We start from the raw sequence: 17,304 nt of genomic DNA on the forward strand, positions 1-17,304 counted from the left end.
TAATTATTATACAGAGATTTTATGTTCGGCAATTAATAAAATATATTTCGAAAAAAATATTTAATTTTCATGAGGAGGCTATTATGATTGGTCTAGGAGTACCATCAGATCCAGTAAACGCAACAATAAAGGTGGAGCAAGCTGTAAACGTTTTAAGAGAAAAAATAGAATATCATCTAAAATACACCATGGGTCTTGGACTAAGTGGAACCTCGTTGAATAATGCGTCTAAACAAGAAATATACACGGCTTTATCATTGGCTCTTCGTGAGCGAATTATGGAAAAATGGATAGAAACTAATGATGCATATATCGAAAAAGATGTTAAGCAATTATTCTATTTTTCTCAAGAGTATTTAATGGGAAGAGCACTTAGCAATAATCTAATTAATCTAGGTGCACAAAAAGAAGTTAAAGAAGTTATCGAATCGCTTGGATACAATCTCAACGAAATAGAAGATGTTGAAATGGAAGCGGGGCTTGGCAATGGAGGTTTAGGAAGATTAGCAGCTTGTTTCTTAGATTCACTAGCCTCATTGAAGCTTCCTGGTCATGGGTATGGTCTCTATTATCAATATGGAATTTTTAAGCAAACAATCCTAAATGGTTATCAGGTTGAGAATCCTGATGAATGGTTAAAGTATGGGAATCCTTGGGCTATCATAAATGAGAGGGATGCAGTAAAAGTACAGTTTGGTGGTCGACTCATAAAAAAAACCAATCAGAATGACGAAGAAATTATTGAGATGGAAGGCTGTGAGTCAGTCTGTGCGCTTCCGTTCGATGTTCCGGTTGTAGGATTTAGCGGGAATGTAAATACTCTGCGACTCTGGCATGTTTTTCCGGATTATACAAGATTTGATATTGAATCATTTAATCAAGGGAATTATCCGGATGCTTTTGAGTTCATCAATCCAAACGACCTTAGTATCACCGCGGTACTTTATCCTAATGATAATCATTATGAAGGCAAGCGTTTACGACTTAAACAAGAATACGCATTGGTATCGGCAAGCTTACAAGATATCATCAGGAAATTTGAAAAAACTCATAAATATTATGGGGATTTTCCTCAAAAAATTGCTATTCAAATCAATGATACGCATCCGGCGCTGGTTATACCTGAATTAATGAGGATATTAGTTATCGAAAAGAAGTTTGAATGGGATGAAGCCTGGGAAATAACTACAAATACAATTGCTTATACTAATCATACGGTTTTGCCAGAAGCACTAGAAGAATGGCCTGTCCACATGATTAAAGAACTGCTTCCTCTTCATTTTGATATTTTAGAAGAAATCAATGAAAAATTTTGTGACGAAGTAAGAGATAAATATAAAGACGAAACCTATGAAGTTCGAGAAGATATCGTAAGAAAAATGTCAATTATTGAAAATGGAAGTGTAAGAATGGCTCACTTAGCTATTGTTGGAAGTCATTCTGTTAATGGTGTTGCTGCCTTACATACGCAAATACTAAAAGATAGGGCGTTACGTAACTTCTATATTATGTATCCTGAAAAATTCAATAATAAGACGAATGGAGTGACTCCTCGCCGGTGGCTTTTGAAGTCAAATCCTTTGTTATCTGAATTAATAACCTCAAAAATTGGTTTTGGATGGATTTCAGATCTTTCTGAACTTAAAAAACTAGAGAGTTATATTGATGACGAAGTATTTATTAATCAACTAATGGATGTCAAAGCTAAGAACAAAGAAGCTCTAACAAGCTATATTTTTGAATATAATCCTGTGAAAGATGCTAATGGTGAAATTGTTGAAAGGATAGAAATTAATCCTGATTCAATATTCGATGTGCACGCCAAGAGACTTCACGAATACAAACGCCAACTCATGAATGCGTTACATATTATGATGTTACATAATGAAATAAAAGAAAACCCGGACAAAGTGTTTGTACCTCGTACCTTTATTTTTGCAGCTAAAGCTGCTCCTGGGTATCAAATGGCAAAAGATATTATAAAGTTTATAAATATTTTAGCCCGCAGAACCAACAATGCTCCAGAACTTAGAGGATTAATAAAAGTGGTTTTTTTAGAGAACTATAATGTATCTCTTGCAGAAAAACTTATTCCTGCAGCTGATCTCAGTGAGCAAATCTCGACAGCAGGGTTTGAAGCTTCTGGAACCGGAAACATGAAGTTCGCATTGAACGGTTCCCTGACTATTGGAACAATGGATGGTGCTAATGTAGAAATGGCTGAAGAAATTGGTGAAGAAAATTTGTTTATTTTCGGTATGAGGTCTGAAGAAGTGAAAAAGTTACAAGAAGCTGGTACTTATAATCCCTGGAATATTTTTAAAGAAAAACCGGAAGTAAAGAAGATAATTGATCAACTGTTTCAAGGAATACTAGCTCGTGATGCATCTGAGAGAACCGTGTTGCAGCGACTGGCTAATAATTTGATGCATGGTGGAGATTTCTATTATGTATTGGAAGATTTATCAGCATATAAAGCAGCACAGGATGAAGTCGCAGAATTGTACAAAAATAGAATAGCATGGGGCAAGAAAGCACTTCTTAACATTGCAAGAGTAGGAAAGTTTTCCAGTGATCGAACAATACTGGAATATAATAAGGATATTTGGGGATTACTTCCAGTATCAATTTAATAGTCTTTAATTTGATTTTATCAAGAAACGCAGGGGTGCCTGCGTTTTTTTGTTGATAAATGCCAAATTATAAAATATAATTTGTGAAATTTACCATTATTTTATACGATATAAATGTAACTCTACAAAATACAGGGGGCATTAAAATGAGTGGTAGTTTATATGTCGGAAACTTGTCATGGCAGACAACCGAAGATGATTTGATGATATTATTTGGCCAACATACAAAAGTTAAAGATGCAAAAATTATTACAGATAGAGAAACTGGCAGATCTAAAGGGTTTGCGTTTGTTGAAATTCCTGAAGAAGATGTTGAGAAAGCAATTTCGGCATTAAATGGGTTTGAATTAAACGGTAGAGAAATTATTGTAAACTAAAAGTCGGAGAGCCTGGATATTGTCTTTGTTTTTAAAGATCAGTTAGTCCTATTTCTGGGAATATATTAAATATATTCGATAAGGGCAAAATAAAGAACTGGAATCTTAATTTTGAGTAAAAGTATTTTTGGGTAAACTTTTTCTGCCAGGTTACTATGGAACTTTGAGATTGACTTAATTTTAATATTTTTTGATGCCGCAATATAATTATATTCGCTATCTTTATCAATGATCACATATATTGTTTTATTTGTTTTTATAACTTCTTCTAATTTTTCAAGAGATGTTTTATGAATTGCCTTTTTGAGCTCAAAAGAAAAGGAAGTCTTATTTCCTCCTATATTATATATGGGGTAATTACTCTTATTATCTTCAATTTCCTTATTAACTGATTTTATATATTTTACCGAATCATTTGAGATATCGAGGGGTTCATAAAAGTGAATTACACAGAAAAACAATAATCCAAGAAGTGCAGAAAAAATGATCGGCTTGTTACGAGAAAATAGCATTTTAATGAAAAGAATTATTGTTCCCATTGCATAGATAATAAGAATATCTGTTCTATAGACTGCTTTTAAAATAACGAAACTGCTTATTATTGCAATAAGAATAATAGAGCTTAATCCAATTATTGTAATGTTTACAGGTTTATGATATTTTTCGAGGAGTTTTGCGCTTAATAATCCAAGGTAAGGAATTGCAGGTAGGTAATAATAGCTGAGAACTTCATTGAAGGTAAAAATGCTGAGAACAATTCCGAACAATAAAATTGCAATGATTTTATAGCTTTCTTCTTTAACAAAAGAAAAGAAAGGCACAAAAAATGACAAAGGAAACATATAATATAGAAAGTTAAGCGGGTTCTTAACAAAAAAATTAAGAATAAAAGTAAATGGATTGTGCAAATAGTCCAGCAAGGGAAACCGGTGATCAACTTCCTTTAGCCCGACAGTCAGATACATATTGCTATAATTTTTATAATAGAACAAAAAAAACAAAATAATAAATATAAAAATCATTGAACCAGGAAAACTGATGGCTCTTTTTGCTGCTACAACGAATTTGTTTTTTCCATGAATCATAAGATATAGAATAATCCAGGAAGCTAGAAATAGAAGAATTAATGGTCCTTTTGTGAAAAACACGAGAGCTAAAAAAAAATAAGCTGTTGCTTTTAGGTACGGATTGTTTTTTATAATGCCTATATGCAAAGAGACAAAAGACAACAGAATTAATAATGTTAAAAATATCTCGAGTTCCACTCGTCTGCTAAAATGCAAATATACAGGAGTAAAAAATATTAGTGCTAAAACAAGAAATCTATTTTTTATTTTTAATATATATGAGGCGTAAAGAAAAGTGATAATGAGAATTAGTAACGAGGCTATAACCGAAGAGAGCCTCCCTGTAACTAAATTTGTATTTCCCATAATTTTATAAAATAGCATCACATAATCATAGTAGATTGGCGGTTTTGTAAGTATTATCTCGTTTCCAAGAACAGGAATTAGATATTGATTCTTCTGGAACATCTCTCGGGCAATTTCAGCTCTGAATTCAGATCCATCTCCAATACTTATGATATTAAGATTGTAGAGAAGAAAAGATATTACTACTAAGGAGAACAGTCCCCCTTTAAATATATTTTTAAAAAGAATAATCTTATTCGGTTTCATTTCTTCTTTTCGCTTTTATAAGTGATATATTTCTCATATAAATAAATGTATTGAAAAAATAGCCCAGAAAGAATACGATATCTTTTTTAAAAATTGAGTACGCTAATAGCAATAGACTTCCACTAATGCTTAAATACCAGAAAATTGGCGGGATGACGCTCTGTTTTTTGAATTCGGAATATATCCATTGGATTAAAAACCGGCAACAGAAGAGGGTTTGACCTAATAAGCCAATAACTAGGAATATCTTACTCATTATTGATCACTTTATATCGGATAGTTCTTTTTTGCATCCATTTCACTGCAAGGCAATCAATAAAGGCAATAAACATTCGGTTCAAAGTAGTATATTTTGATTTGCCGAACCTTCTCGGATTGTGGCTAACTTCAACTTCTATAGATTTTCCTCCTTTTAATTTTACCAATGTAGGAAAAAATCTATGCATTCCTTCAAATAATGGAAATGATTTCGCATATTCTTGTTTAATTATTTTTAAAGAACATCCTGTATCTGTAATATTTTCATTGGTGATGATATTCCTGATCGAATTTGCAATTTTTGAGGATATTATTTTTACTAGAGAATCTTTTCTGTGCTTTCGTATTCCGCAAACAATATCGTATTTTGGAATATACTTAAATAGTGCGGGAATATCTTTAGGAGAGTTCTGTCTATCTGCATCAAGAGTAACAATATATTGTCCTTCAGCTTCCTCAAAACCTGCCGATAAAGCAGCTGTTTGTCCATAATTTCTATTAAAACTAATTACTCTTATGCGGTTATGATTCTTTGAAATGTTTGAGAGTAGCGAGATACTATTATCTGTACTTCCATCATTAACATAAATAATTTCATAAGAATAGGGTAGCTTGTTAAGTACCTCAAGAAGCTCAGTGTTAATTGCAATAAGATTCTCTTGCTCATTAAACACTGGAATGATTACTGATATATACTTGGTTTCTACCATCTAAACAACCTAACGATGAAAAACAGTAATCAGCCGATATATAGTAATTTACGGAGGCATTATATTTAATACAATGCTTTATGTCCAGCCTAATCTACGGAGAAAATAAGGGTACCTTATGGCATTACTATAAATATATTGAGAATTTTACCCTAATGGTTATCTAGAATATGAAAACTTTATAAGTTATGCTAAAATATCACTACAATTATGAAGAACAAAAATATCCTACTAATTTCACATTTTTCTAATTTATCAGGAGCGCCTATCAGTTTAGCATTGCTAGCGAAGTGTCTTCGGAACAGAGGATATAATCCCGTGTTTTCTATCCCGGCTAAAGGTCAATTAGAGGATTTGCTCAAACAATTGGGCATTGCATACGAGATTACCGGCACTATATTCTCCCTTTATTACCTTAGAAAGATCATCCAAAAATATAATATTCAAGTAGTTCATGCCAATACAATTATCGCAGCTCCCGGTGCTATTCTTGCCTGGGTGATGAATAAAAAGCTTGTATGGCACATCAGGGAGGATATTTCACAGAACAAGGTGATGATAAAAATTATCGAACGAATTTCTGACAGAATAATAATTCTGTCTCAAAGCATGAAAGTTTATTTTAAAGAAGAGATAATTGCTGATAAATTAAAAATTATTCACAATGGTGTTGATTTTTCGCTATTTAAAACTCTTTCTGAAGATGATAAAAGTCAACTTCGTCAAGAGTTGTCTATTGGAAAGGACGAAAAAATCGTCACCGTAATAGGAACTGTAGAAAAAAGGAAAGGGCAATTGTACTTTATTGAAGCTATTAAGCTGTTGAAAGAGATTAATAATGTTACCTACCTTATCGTAGGAAATTCTCTTCCAGGTCAGGCCAGGTATAAAAAAAGACTGGAAAAAGAGTGTTTTATAAATAATTTAAGTAATGTTAGATTTCTTCCGGCACGAGCAGATATTCCGAAATTATTACAGATAACAGATATCGTGTGTGTACCTTCACTTGCAGAGCCTTTCGGACGCGTAGTTGTTGAAGGTATGGCGGCAGGAAAACCGGTAATCGGTTCAAATGTCGGAGGAATACCGGAAATTATCGATAATCAAAAAACTGGAATCCTCATTAATCCGGCAGATGGAATCAGTTTAGCCAAGGCAATTAGTTATTTGTTAGGCAATTCTGACATTTGTGACCACATGGGAAAGTCCGGCTTTACACGTGCACATGAGTTTTTTAGTATTGAAGCTCATGCGGAAAAAATTGCTATGATTTACGAAGAACTATAGCTAAGGTGATGATACATGTGGGAGGATTAGATGACAATAGATATTTCTATTATAATTGTTAACTGGAATGTAAAGAACCTCTTAAAGGATTGTCTTGTATCTATAGAAAATGCGAAACATACATTAGTAATAGAGACTATAGTCATCGATAATGCATCAAGTGATGGGTCATCTGATATGGTTAAACAGGAATTTCCTGGTGTTATTCTCATCGCGAATACAATGAATAAAGGATTTGCTGCCGCTAACAATCAGGGAATCGCTATTGCAAAGGGTATTTATAATTTTATTTTGAATCCTGATACCGAACTTGAACCTGATACTCTTATCAAAATGCACAGCTTCATGGAATTACGTTCTGATGTAGGAATGATAGGCCCTCAGCTGTTTAATACCGATGGTTCGTTGCAGCCATCCTGCAGAAGATTTCCACGGCTGAGGTTTCAACTTTTTAATAAGCTTTTTTTAAGTACACTATTTCCCAGAACCTATTTAAATGGATATATGATGGGGGATTTTGATTATCTAAAAACTGCTGAAGTTGAGCAACCAATGGGCGCTGCGTTATTCGTAAGAAAATCAGTTGTTGATAAAATCGGTAGGATGGATGATCATAATTTTGTCTGGTTTGATGAGGTAGACTGGTGCTATCAGCTAAAAAAAGCTGGCGAAATAATCCTTTTTTACCCAGAGGCTAAACTTACGCACCATCAAGGAAAAAGTTTTCGTTTATGGAGAAATCCCTTTTCGGGAATTGTCTGGCTGAAAAGCCGGCATTATTTTCTTAAAAAAAATTATGGAATAGTAAAGGCTTTAACTTATGTATTCATTGATTTCCTGTTTTATTGTATATACGCATCAATAATAATTGCAATTATAATATTTTTTATAAATAGATTTGCTTAATTGTTTTTTTTCGTCTTATAACACTCACTATGTATCTAATCCATTACCATGCTACGTTAAAAATAATATATAAATCACCTGTTATCCTACATATCTTTTCATGGTATTATCAAACTGAAAGTTGAAAATACTAGGATAAAAAGCAAGAAAGACGAATAATTATTTAACTATGATTATGTTTAATAAACAAAAGATTAATTGTACTTTATCAATTATTATTGTTAATTTTAATAATAAAGAGTTATTGCTTGAATGTCTTTCGTCGATAAAGTCTAAAGTTAATGATATAATATATGAAATAATAGTTGTCGATAATGCCTCAACAGATGGCTCTCCAGAAGTTTTACAAGAAGATCACCAGGATATCGTATTAATCTCTAATAACGAAAATAGAGGATTCAGTGCTGCAAACAATCAAGGTGCCGCCAGAGCTGCCGGAGATTATTTGCTATTCCTCAATAACGACACAAAAATTATTGACGGAAGTTTTGATAGGATGATACGTGTATTTTCTAACCAAAATATTGGGATGATCGGGCTTGGACTAATTAATAAAGATGGAACTCCACAGGTACAAGGAGGATTGTTTGGGAAAAAGTTTTGGAAGAGTAAGAGTATGCTCTATGTTGATTTTGTAATTGGAGCGGCAATGGTTATCCCGAAGCAATTATTTACTGAAATTGGCGGATTTGATGAAAATTACAAGTTTTTTAATGAAGACATTGATATATGTAAAAAAATAAAACAGGGAAACTATCGTATCGTTTTTTACCCTGACGTGAAAATTATCCATTATGGCGGAAGTATGAATCGATATTTATCGGAATTTTCAATTATTGAAGGATATACCGGCGGATTATACTTTTTCAAGAAGCATTATGGTAAGGTTCTATTGCCAATCTATAAAATATTAGTTATTACCGATTTGTTGTCACGGATTATAATTACGACAATAAAAAAAATATATGATCAAGAGCCAGAAAGAATTCTGCAAATGAAAGAAGCTTATTATAAAACGATAAGGTTGGTGATTAAATATTCATGAGAAAACTATCATTACGTTTAAATATATTTACTGTTTTTCTTCTGTTAACATTAATTATTAGCAGTGGACATGCGATTGCGAAGATTCCTCCCGATTTATTAACCGAGTATAATAATAACAAAAAATATGCCCTGCAGAATCAAAACAATGCAGAGCTTTGGTACAGTTACGCGATGACTTGTGCGTACATCGGAAAAGTTGAAGAAGGGTTAGACGCGTTAAAGAAAGTAGATGCTGCCGATCCAAACTATGCAAAAAAAATGACGCCTGTGTATAAAGAAAAAATAGAGGCAGACCCGCAGAATTGGAAAACCCGTTTTTATTATGCATTTTCTGTTTATGCACTTACGTTAGATCGAAGAAAAAAAAATATTTCTAAAGAAGAAGCTCGAGTATTTCAGGAAGAGGCTTTTGGGCAGTTTAAGGATATCACTCATTTATTAGGGGATAAGAATTTTGTAAGTGCTTGGGCATATGGCTATATGGGCGCGATACGAGGAGAACAGGAGAAATTCGACGAAGCTATCGGCTATCTTAAGAAAGGTCTAAAAATCGAACCGGATGGTACCGCGCTACACATGGCTCTTGGATACGCTTATATGAAGCGAGGGAATTGGCTAGGATTCGTAGGCGAAACGCTGACTGTTGGCAGGCTTAAGGCGGAAGAACAACAAAGTAATCAGAACAATGAGAAGAGTGGTAATGAACAGAACGATATTTAGAAAATTAATGGTCGTTACAATAATTGTAGTGTTTATATTTTTAATACTTTGGGTCCTAACAAGGCCCCAGGTCCTTAACTTGGGTGTTACTACTGAAGAAAAACCTGATTTTGTTTTCGAGAATCCTATAATAGTTGAAAACAATAGTGGAATGAAAACATGGCAAATTCAAGCCTTAAAGGGCGAATTTTACAAAAAAAATCAAGTTGCCTTCATGATTAACGTGACAGCTAATATCATCACCCAGAATAATCCATACATATTACTTAATGCACCGAAAGCCAAGATTGACTTAAAAAACAATAAAGTAACTTTTTATAATAGTTTTTTACGACAACTATCAGGTGATATTTCTCTAAAAGTAGACGAGATGACTTGGTTCTACGATAAATATTTGATTAAAGGCAGGGGCAATGTTAAACTTTTGAGAAACAATGTGACCGTTGATGCCGATAGCTTTGAAGTTTTTATAAATGAGAATAAATTTATCTTAAAAAACAGACCTAAGTTACAATTTTCTTACTGAAACTTGTTGAGGTTCTAACATTGTAATTCATTATTTGTATAAAGGAGTATGAAAGTATGGCGCTTTATTTTAGCGATATAAGTAAATCGAGAAATCTTAAAATTCTATTTCTTATAGTATTTCTGTGTATTAATTTGATTTCGGCAGCATATTCGAAGGAAAATGTTTTTATTGAAGCTAACACCTTTATATTTAGCGGAAATGATAAGAAAGTTCATGCTGATGGTAATATAGAGATATTACAAAAAGATATCAAAGTAATAGGGCAAAAAGCCGAATATACACAAGATAAGAAAGAAATAACAATATGGGAGTCTGTTAAACTAACGTATAAGGATATCGTTATGAACTGTAACAAAATGATTGTTGATAGCGTACATGAAATTGTATATGCTGAAGGAGATGTTCATTACTTATACAAAGACATTGTTGGTCAAAGTGACAAAGCAATATTCTATTCAAAAGATGAGCGAGTTCTTTTACAAGGTAATACAGAGGTAAAGCAGGGAAGTGATTTTATTAAAGGTAATGAAGTTCTTATATCCATTAAGGATAATCAGATAAAAACTATTGGTAGAACTAAAATAAAATTATCTCCGGAAAAAATGGTGAAATAAATTATTAATATTATGGCAACCCCTGGCAATAGATATTTTACTTTTTCTCCTGAAAAAGATATTTTGATTGTCTTTTCTGGGAAGGGATTCCATTTGCCGGAATCCATGATACAGGATTTTGCTTTAAATAATGCTATTAGTGTGCAAGCCGAGCAAGTTCATGGCTCCAATATCAGCATATCTACAGATAAATCTCCGCTATTTTTTAAGGCTTCCGATGCAATCATCACCATCGAAAAAAACCATGCTTTATTTATCAGGACAGCCGACTGTGTCCCTGTGCTGATGTATGACCGGAAGACAAAGGCTATTTGTGCAGCACATGCAGGATTAAAAGGCACTATCGAAAGAATCGTTCCTACCTGTATAAATAAAATGCAGGAAATTTACGGATCATCGATAGCTGATATTTATATATATATCGGTCCGTGTATTCATCAATGCTGTTACGAAGTAGATCAGCCAATTATAGAGAAAATCAAAGAGTTTCCTTTCTATCAGGAAATTATTTCTCCATCAAGAAACGACCATTTTATGTTAGATCTGCAAAGCTTTAATATTAAACTCATCAAAAGTATGGGTATTGCTGAAGAAAACATATTTTCATTAGATTTATGCACCGGATGCAGAGATGATTTATTCTATTCATTTCGAAAACGAAAAGAGTCGAACAGGATGTTTTCAATGATAATAAGAAAAGGCTAGTTATGTACAGAAACCACTATAACATTGAGTCAGAGACAAAGACGGAATCAAAGCTGGATATATCACGCTCTTTTGATCTGATAGTTATTGGTGCAGGACCTGGAGGTTTGACCGCTGCTATAGGTGCGGCACAAAATGGCATGAGTGTCCTTCTCATAGAAAAGGATTTTGTCGGCGGAAGAATCAGTGCAATCGGGACTGTTCATAATTACCTTGGTGTCCGAATCGGCATTTCCGGTGAAGAACTTGTAAGACTGATGGAAAAACAAATCAAGGAATCAGGAATCACTATTGTATGGGATGAAGTCGTTGATATTAAGCTTATTGATAAGCATGTATTTGTTTGTACTGAAAAAAATACTATCTATTCGTCACCTTACGCTATTTTAGCAACAGGATTAAGCCCTAAAAAACTTGGAATACCCGGTGAAGATAAGTATTTTGGGTTAGGTGTTTCATATTTTGCTATGGCTGACAGAGAATATTTCAGAAATAAAACTATTGCGATCGTGGGCGGCGGTAATTATGCACTTGCACAAGCTTTTTCCCTTGAAGATATAGCTGAAAAGATTATCATTGTATACCGACAGGAAGACTTAAAAGGGATTACCTCCTTTAAAGAGAATATACGATATAATACTCGATATACGACAAAACTAGGATATTATGTTGAAGAAATTTATGGAGACCAAATGATTTCAGGGTTGTTATTGTCTCAACGGTCCTCCGGTAAGCTTGAACGAATTGAAGTCGATGCTGTTGTAGTTTGTGTTGGCATGTATCCTAAAACAGGATTCATCGGTCATCTCATGACATTAGATGAAAAAGGTTTTATTCTGACCGACGAAACTATGCGAACGTCTTGTGATCAGCTCTATGCGGTAGGAGATATACGATCGAAAATGATTAGACAGATTGTGACGGCTTCTTCTGACGGCCTCATAGCATCAAAAGCAATTTTCGAGCGATATTAATAATTTGACTCTTACAATTAAAATAGTAAAATAGAGAATAGGAACATTGTTTGTATTTATTATCCATGCGCCAGATATTTGAAAGTATTTATTTAACATAGGAAATAATGAATAGGAGAGAATGAAACATTAATCCCCCCCAGTTTCTTTTCTCCTATTCCCTATTTCCTATTGCATGATTATTTAGATATAACTGTTCCTGCTTTATGCTATAACCTATAATCTGTATAACCTACAGGATATAGGTTGTTGAATTTTCAACATAATACTATAAAAAAAGAAAGTAAAGATAAAGGTAAAGACATATGGCTGATTCAATAAATGCAGGAAGCGGGGGCGGTATTCATCCAGGGGCTCCTGTAATATGGCCATCCAGCAAACAAGTTCAGCAAGTGCAGCAGACTCAACAAACTCAGCAAGCAGGTCAAGCAGTAACCGTACCTGCACAAGCTGCAAAAGAAACCTCTGTTACTCAGCAAATAGCGCAGCAGGCCCAACAAGCTCAGCAGTTTGGTAAACCAACAATAGCTCGATCGTTATCAAAAACTGATATTTCGGCGCAATTAGTTCAACTTGGACTGCCGGTAACAAATGACAATATCCAACTAGCAAATAAAATGCTTCTGCATGGTCTTGAATTAAGTTCCGAGAACTTCAATTCATTATTTAATATTCTAAAAAATACCGGGGGACAGTCGTCGACACAACAGGCTGCGTTAGTTGCGCTTAGCAAGGGCCTTCAAAATGAACAAGGAGTTATTAAGCCTCTCGAATCGTTTCTTGCCAATAATCCTCAACTTGCGAAACAGTTATTGTCTCTCAATAATGCTATGGAGAGTTTTAAGTCATCTATTCTAGGCGGGAGAAATTTGCTGTCTCCTCAATTATTAACCCAGCTTACCCAGATACTTACTGCAATGGATGATAAATACAAAAAGTTATTGAACGGTGAATCCGGTATTGAAAACTTTATGGAAAAGTTTTTACGTGGCGGCTCTCTTGAAGAGATGCGAGCACTAAAGTCGCTGTTGTTCGGCGTAGCAAAGCAATTAATGAATAATCCTAACGAAGCCCTGTCTAGAGACTCAAAACAGCTGGCAAAAGCATTCATTGGTTTAGGAAAAAGCCTTGATGAAGTTATGCAAAATATTACGGCGCAAGCTATTCTGTCAAAGCCAGCGTCTCGTCAAGATGCTGCCTTGCCGGATAAATATGCCTATTGGCAAATACCAAATACCATGGGGCAGATGCCAGGAACCCTTGAAATACTTATTAAAAGAGATGAAGGCAATAAAAATGCTAAAATCAATCCTAATCGTACAAGAATTATCCTTAAGGTGGAATCAGAAGAACTAGGGGAAATTACTATTATGGTTGATATTGAAGATAAGAGTATATGGTACGTGTTTAACAATGAGAATGATAAAGTCAGAGAATTTATTATGGCAAATGCTGTCATTCTTCGGGATAGAATGAACCAACTCAATTGGAATGTTAAAGGAGTTCAATCTATTCGGAGAACGGTGGATCTAAAAAAATATTTAATTCCGACAATAAATATTGATACCTTAAAACGAATTAGCACAGAGGCATAAAGAGACAAACAATGGATAATCAAAAAGATAAAAACGAACCTAAAAAAGATTTTAAGATAGCTGCAGCACTTAAGTACGATGTTGACAAAGATCCTGCTCCAATAATTTTAGCATCTGGAAAAGGATCTCTCGCAGATGAAATACTTAAGATTGCTGAAGATAATAACATTCCGCTCTATGAAGATGCCAATTTAGTAAATTTGTTAGCTTCGCTGGAGGTTGATACTGAAATCCCTCCGGAATTGTACGTCTTGGTTGCAGAAGTTTTATCGTTTGTATACAAACTCGATAGAATGAAACAGAAGAAAGAACAGATTTCCCGACGGCTTACAGAGATGAAGGGAAAAGACTGAAAATGATGCAGGCAAGCGTTGTTCTGATTTTCAGTATGATAGTGTTATCAAATTACGTCTATGCAAATGAAAAAACGATAGAGATTGCTAGTAATTCTTTACAGAGGACAGAATATAAATATAAATTATTAATGGATAATATGGTCAATGCCAAGACTCCCGGATACCGTGAAGTGAGCGCAAAAGACGAAATGACGAGGCGAGGGGATGTCGAATCGAGTTCGTATTACAACTATTCTCAAGGTGAGTTCATTCATACTTCAAGAAAGTTTGATGTTGCTATTGAAGGCAAAGGATTTTTTACCGTTGCAACAAAAGAAGGAACGCTGTTGTATACGAGGGATGGAAGGTTTACTCTTGATTCAGAAAATAGGTTATGCACATATTCTCAAAATTTTCTTGTAATGGGAGAGCTTGGTCCGATTATTATTAATGAGCCAGATAATACTTCTATCACTGAGACAGGGAAAATTGTTAAAGAAGATTTTGTTGTCGATAAACTAAAGATTTCATCTTTTAAAGACCTTACTGTGTTAGCTCCAGCTAATGGAAGTTTTTTTTATGTGAAATATGATAATTATTCGACCATTGATTTTGCGGAGGATAGCAAACTAAAAATAGGTTATATAGAAGGTCCTAATACTAATTTATCCCGGCAACTCTCAGATATTGCTCAGGTACAAAAAAAATATGACGCTGATTCGAGAGTAATTCAGTTCCGGTTAAAATCTATGTCAAGTAGTTTAGAAATGGGTAAAATACAATAAACTGATAAGTTTATTTAAACCTCAGCTATAATAGAATAAAAGGAGGAAGTTATATGTTTCGACAGCTTTATGTTGGTGCAACAGGAATGAATGCCCTTGAGCAGGATATGGTAGTTATTACAAATAACGTCTCAAATTCAAAGACTACTGCTTTTAAAAAAAGCAGAGCAGAAATGGAGAATTTATTTCCGCAAGTACTCGACGAGGCAGTATCTGAAATCGACTCGGAGACCAAACGGCCTGCTGGAATTGAATTTGGTTCAGGAGTCAGAGTTGTTTCAACTCCAAAAGACTTTGCTCAAGGAACTCCTGAAATAACTTCCAATCCGCTTGATCTTATGATTCAAGGCGAAGGTTTTTTTACAGTACGCATGCCTGATGGGACGCTAGCCTATACCAGAGCCGGAAATTTTCATAGGGACGATGCCGGGAATATAGTGGATCCCAATGGTCATATCCTTGAGCCTAGTATTGTTATTCCTCAGGATGTAACCGGAATTCGTGTTTCTGCTGATGGCGGCATGTATGTTAAGATAACTAATGCTATGCAAGAAAATCTCATAGGACAGCTTTCTATTTCAAAGTTTTCTAATCCAGCCGGATTAGAGAGCATTGGTCAAAATCTTTATCGTGATTCGTTATCTTCTGGTGAAGCTGCAGAAGGTGTTCCGGGAAAAGATGGTTTTGGGACAATCGCTCAGTTTTCCCTTGAAGGGTCTAACGTTGATATTGTCGATGAAATGATGAAAATGATCATAACCCAAAGAGCTTTCGATATTATATCCAAGTCTATTCAGGTTGGCGAGAATATGCTTCGATCAGCTATAGAGATAGCTAAGGTTACATAGAATTAAGAGTGATAAATGATTAAATGTAATTTCTTTTCAGGTTTGCTTTTTTTTTTGTTATTTAATGCACTAGTGTATGCAGAATCATTTGAAAATAATTCATTTAAAACGAGCTTCTGCACCTTATTGAAACAAGAAATTATGAAAAGAAATTCGCTATATTATAATTCTGAGATTATAGTTGATTTTTTGTATATCCCCAAAAAGCTCGAACAGGTGGAACTAAAAATTTCTTCTTTAGAACTAAAAATTCCAAGTCGACTCACTAACGTTATTGGTAAATTAGTCGTTCCAACTTTTGTTGATGGGAAAAAAAATAATGTAATTGTCTCTGTCAAAATTATTAAAGATATTGTTGTTGCTTCAGCTAATATAAAAAAATACGATATTATTTCTTCTGATAAAATTTGCATAAAAAAATACGATTTATCTTCCGTACCATCCAATGTGATTCTTGACCCGGCTACTATAATAGATAAAGAATCCGTTACCAACATTTCAAAGGATACGATAGTCCTTGACTGGATGATTCGGAATGTTACATTAGGCAAGAAAGATAGTGATGTGCAGATAGTTGCAAAAACAGGTGATGTTACTGTAAAATGTACGGGAAAGTTACTTCAGGATTCTTCGATTAATAATTATGTATGGGTACAAAATCCGAAATCGAAAAAAAAACTTAAAGGAATACTAGTTGATAGTAAAACTGTAATAGTAGACGTGTTGGAATGATAAGAGGAGAGGGATAATGTTAAGGTTTATATGTAAGTCAAAAATTCATCGGGCAACGGTATCCGACAAAAACATTAACTATGAAGGAAGTATTACTATTGATAAAAAATTGTTATTGCTGTCAAATATTTTCCCTTACGAAAAAGTTCAGGTAGTTAATATAAATAATGGGAAAAGATTTGAAACATATGTGATTGAAGGAAAAGAAGATAGCGGCGAAATATGTATGAATGGCGCAGCGGCAAGACTTGTTGAGCTAGGGGATAAGATCATTATTATAGCCTATGGCATGCTCTCTGATGAAGAAACAAAATCTTTTTTGCCTTCCGTTGTCTTGGTAGACGAAAAGAATCAACCGATTGCAAAATAAAATATTACAGACAATTATCGATATTTTTCTCTTAATGGTTTAAATAATTATTAATTTATTATAAATACCTGGTTTTTTGTTGTTTTTTTGATTGTTATATTCGAGATAAAAAAGAGCAATTATTAAAAACTAGTCAATAACCTAGAAAATAGTTGGGTTTGTCTTGACTCTGCAATTTTTTTTGTGATAATATTTATTAT

The 17,304-nt window shown here is 34.0% G+C and carries 19 protein-coding genes; 16 read left to right on the plus strand and 3 right to left on the minus strand.

Going from position 1 to position 17,304, the window contains the following annotated elements:
* Window positions 1–83 precede the first annotated feature (83 nt).
* Window positions 84–2,633 (plus strand): glycogen phosphorylase, encoded by a 2,550-nt coding sequence (locus DKM50_04425; protein PZM81996.1) that lies wholly within the window; start codon window positions 84–86, stop codon window positions 2,631–2,633.
* A gap of 146 nt (window positions 2,634–2,779) precedes the next feature.
* Complete coding sequence (locus tag DKM50_04430; GenBank protein PZM81997.1) at window positions 2,780–3,010, plus strand: RNA-binding protein; 231 nt, start codon at window positions 2,780–2,782, stop codon at window positions 3,008–3,010.
* Window positions 3,011–3,075: 65 nt separating this feature from the next.
* Here DKM50_04430 and DKM50_04435 read toward each other — a convergent pair whose 3' ends face one another.
* The 3 genes from DKM50_04435 to DKM50_04445 are packed head-to-tail and all read right to left on the minus strand — an operon-like array spanning window position 3,076 to window position 5,657.
* Window positions 3,076–4,689: a hypothetical protein gene (locus DKM50_04435; GenBank protein ID PZM81998.1), complete on the minus strand. Its 1,614-nt coding sequence runs from the start codon at window positions 4,687–4,689 to the stop codon at window positions 3,076–3,078.
* Complete coding sequence (locus tag DKM50_04440) at window positions 4,676–4,945, minus strand: hypothetical protein (protein PZM81999.1); 270 nt, start codon at window positions 4,943–4,945, stop codon at window positions 4,676–4,678. The genes DKM50_04435 and DKM50_04440 overlap by 14 nt, the downstream gene beginning before the upstream one ends.
* Complete coding sequence (locus tag DKM50_04445; GenBank protein ID PZM82000.1) at window positions 4,938–5,657, minus strand: glycosyltransferase; 720 nt, start codon at window positions 5,655–5,657, stop codon at window positions 4,938–4,940. The genes DKM50_04440 and DKM50_04445 overlap by 8 nt, the downstream gene beginning before the upstream one ends.
* 210 nt (window positions 5,658–5,867) lie before the next feature.
* Here DKM50_04445 and DKM50_04450 point away from each other — a divergent pair, with 210 nt between their 5' ends.
* The 14 genes from DKM50_04450 to DKM50_04515 all read left to right on the plus strand — a co-directional run bounded on the left by DKM50_04450 (window position 5,868) and on the right by DKM50_04515 (window position 17,104).
* On the plus strand, window positions 5,868–6,944 hold the full coding sequence (locus DKM50_04450; GenBank protein PZM82001.1) for a hypothetical protein: 1,077 nt from the start codon (window positions 5,868–5,870) through the stop codon (window positions 6,942–6,944).
* 30 nt (window positions 6,945–6,974) lie between these two features.
* Complete coding sequence (locus tag DKM50_04455; protein PZM82002.1) at window positions 6,975–7,850, plus strand: glycosyltransferase family 2 protein; 876 nt, start codon at window positions 6,975–6,977, stop codon at window positions 7,848–7,850.
* Between the two features lie 169 nt (window positions 7,851–8,019).
* On the plus strand, window positions 8,020–8,895 hold the full coding sequence (locus DKM50_04460) for a hypothetical protein (GenBank protein ID PZM82003.1): 876 nt from the start codon (window positions 8,020–8,022) through the stop codon (window positions 8,893–8,895).
* A complete protein-coding gene (locus DKM50_04465; protein ID PZM82004.1) occupies window positions 8,892–9,617 on the plus strand; it encodes a hypothetical protein in 726 nt (241 codons plus the stop codon). The genes DKM50_04460 and DKM50_04465 overlap by 4 nt, the downstream gene beginning before the upstream one ends.
* The gene (gene lptC, locus DKM50_04470) at window positions 9,583–10,143 is read left to right on the plus strand and encodes an LPS export ABC transporter periplasmic protein LptC (protein PZM82005.1); all 561 of its coding nucleotides are present in this window, start codon (window positions 9,583–9,585) and stop codon (window positions 10,141–10,143) included. Before DKM50_04465 ends, lptC begins: the two co-directional genes overlap by 35 nt.
* Before the next feature lie 56 nt (window positions 10,144–10,199).
* Window positions 10,200–10,760, plus strand: a complete 561-nt coding sequence (locus DKM50_04475) for a hypothetical protein (protein PZM82006.1) — start codon at window positions 10,200–10,202, stop codon at window positions 10,758–10,760.
* Between the two features lie 12 nt (window positions 10,761–10,772).
* Window positions 10,773–11,465, plus strand: a complete 693-nt coding sequence (gene pgeF / locus DKM50_04480; protein PZM82007.1) for a peptidoglycan editing factor PgeF — start codon at window positions 10,773–10,775, stop codon at window positions 11,463–11,465.
* A gap of 2 nt (window positions 11,466–11,467) precedes the next feature.
* The gene (locus tag DKM50_04485; GenBank protein PZM82008.1) at window positions 11,468–12,439 is read left to right on the plus strand and encodes a hypothetical protein; all 972 of its coding nucleotides are present in this window, start codon (window positions 11,468–11,470) and stop codon (window positions 12,437–12,439) included.
* 305 nt (window positions 12,440–12,744) lie between these two features.
* Complete coding sequence (locus tag DKM50_04490; GenBank protein ID PZM82009.1) at window positions 12,745–14,034, plus strand: hypothetical protein; 1,290 nt, start codon at window positions 12,745–12,747, stop codon at window positions 14,032–14,034.
* 11 nt (window positions 14,035–14,045) lie between these two features.
* Window positions 14,046–14,387, plus strand: a complete 342-nt coding sequence (locus tag DKM50_04495; protein PZM82010.1) for an FhlB domain-containing protein — start codon at window positions 14,046–14,048, stop codon at window positions 14,385–14,387.
* A gap of 2 nt (window positions 14,388–14,389) precedes the next feature.
* Complete coding sequence (locus DKM50_04500) at window positions 14,390–15,154, plus strand: hypothetical protein (protein PZM82011.1); 765 nt, start codon at window positions 14,390–14,392, stop codon at window positions 15,152–15,154.
* 53 nt (window positions 15,155–15,207) lie between these two features.
* Entirely contained in the window at window positions 15,208–16,002 is a 795-nt protein-coding gene (gene flgG, locus DKM50_04505; GenBank protein ID PZM82012.1) for a flagellar basal-body rod protein FlgG, read from the plus strand.
* A gap of 15 nt (window positions 16,003–16,017) precedes the next feature.
* Complete coding sequence (flgA, locus tag DKM50_04510) at window positions 16,018–16,734, plus strand: flagella basal body P-ring formation protein FlgA (GenBank protein ID PZM82013.1); 717 nt, start codon at window positions 16,018–16,020, stop codon at window positions 16,732–16,734.
* Between the two features lie 16 nt (window positions 16,735–16,750).
* Window positions 16,751–17,104: an aspartate 1-decarboxylase gene (locus tag DKM50_04515; protein PZM82014.1), complete on the plus strand. Its 354-nt coding sequence runs from the start codon at window positions 16,751–16,753 to the stop codon at window positions 17,102–17,104.
* Window positions 17,105–17,304: the final 200 nt, after the last annotated feature.

It is taken from the genome of Candidatus Margulisiibacteriota bacterium (assembly GCA_003242895.1).
Classification (GTDB): domain Bacteria; phylum Margulisbacteria; class Riflemargulisbacteria; order GWF2-39-127; family GWF2-39-127; genus GWF2-39-127.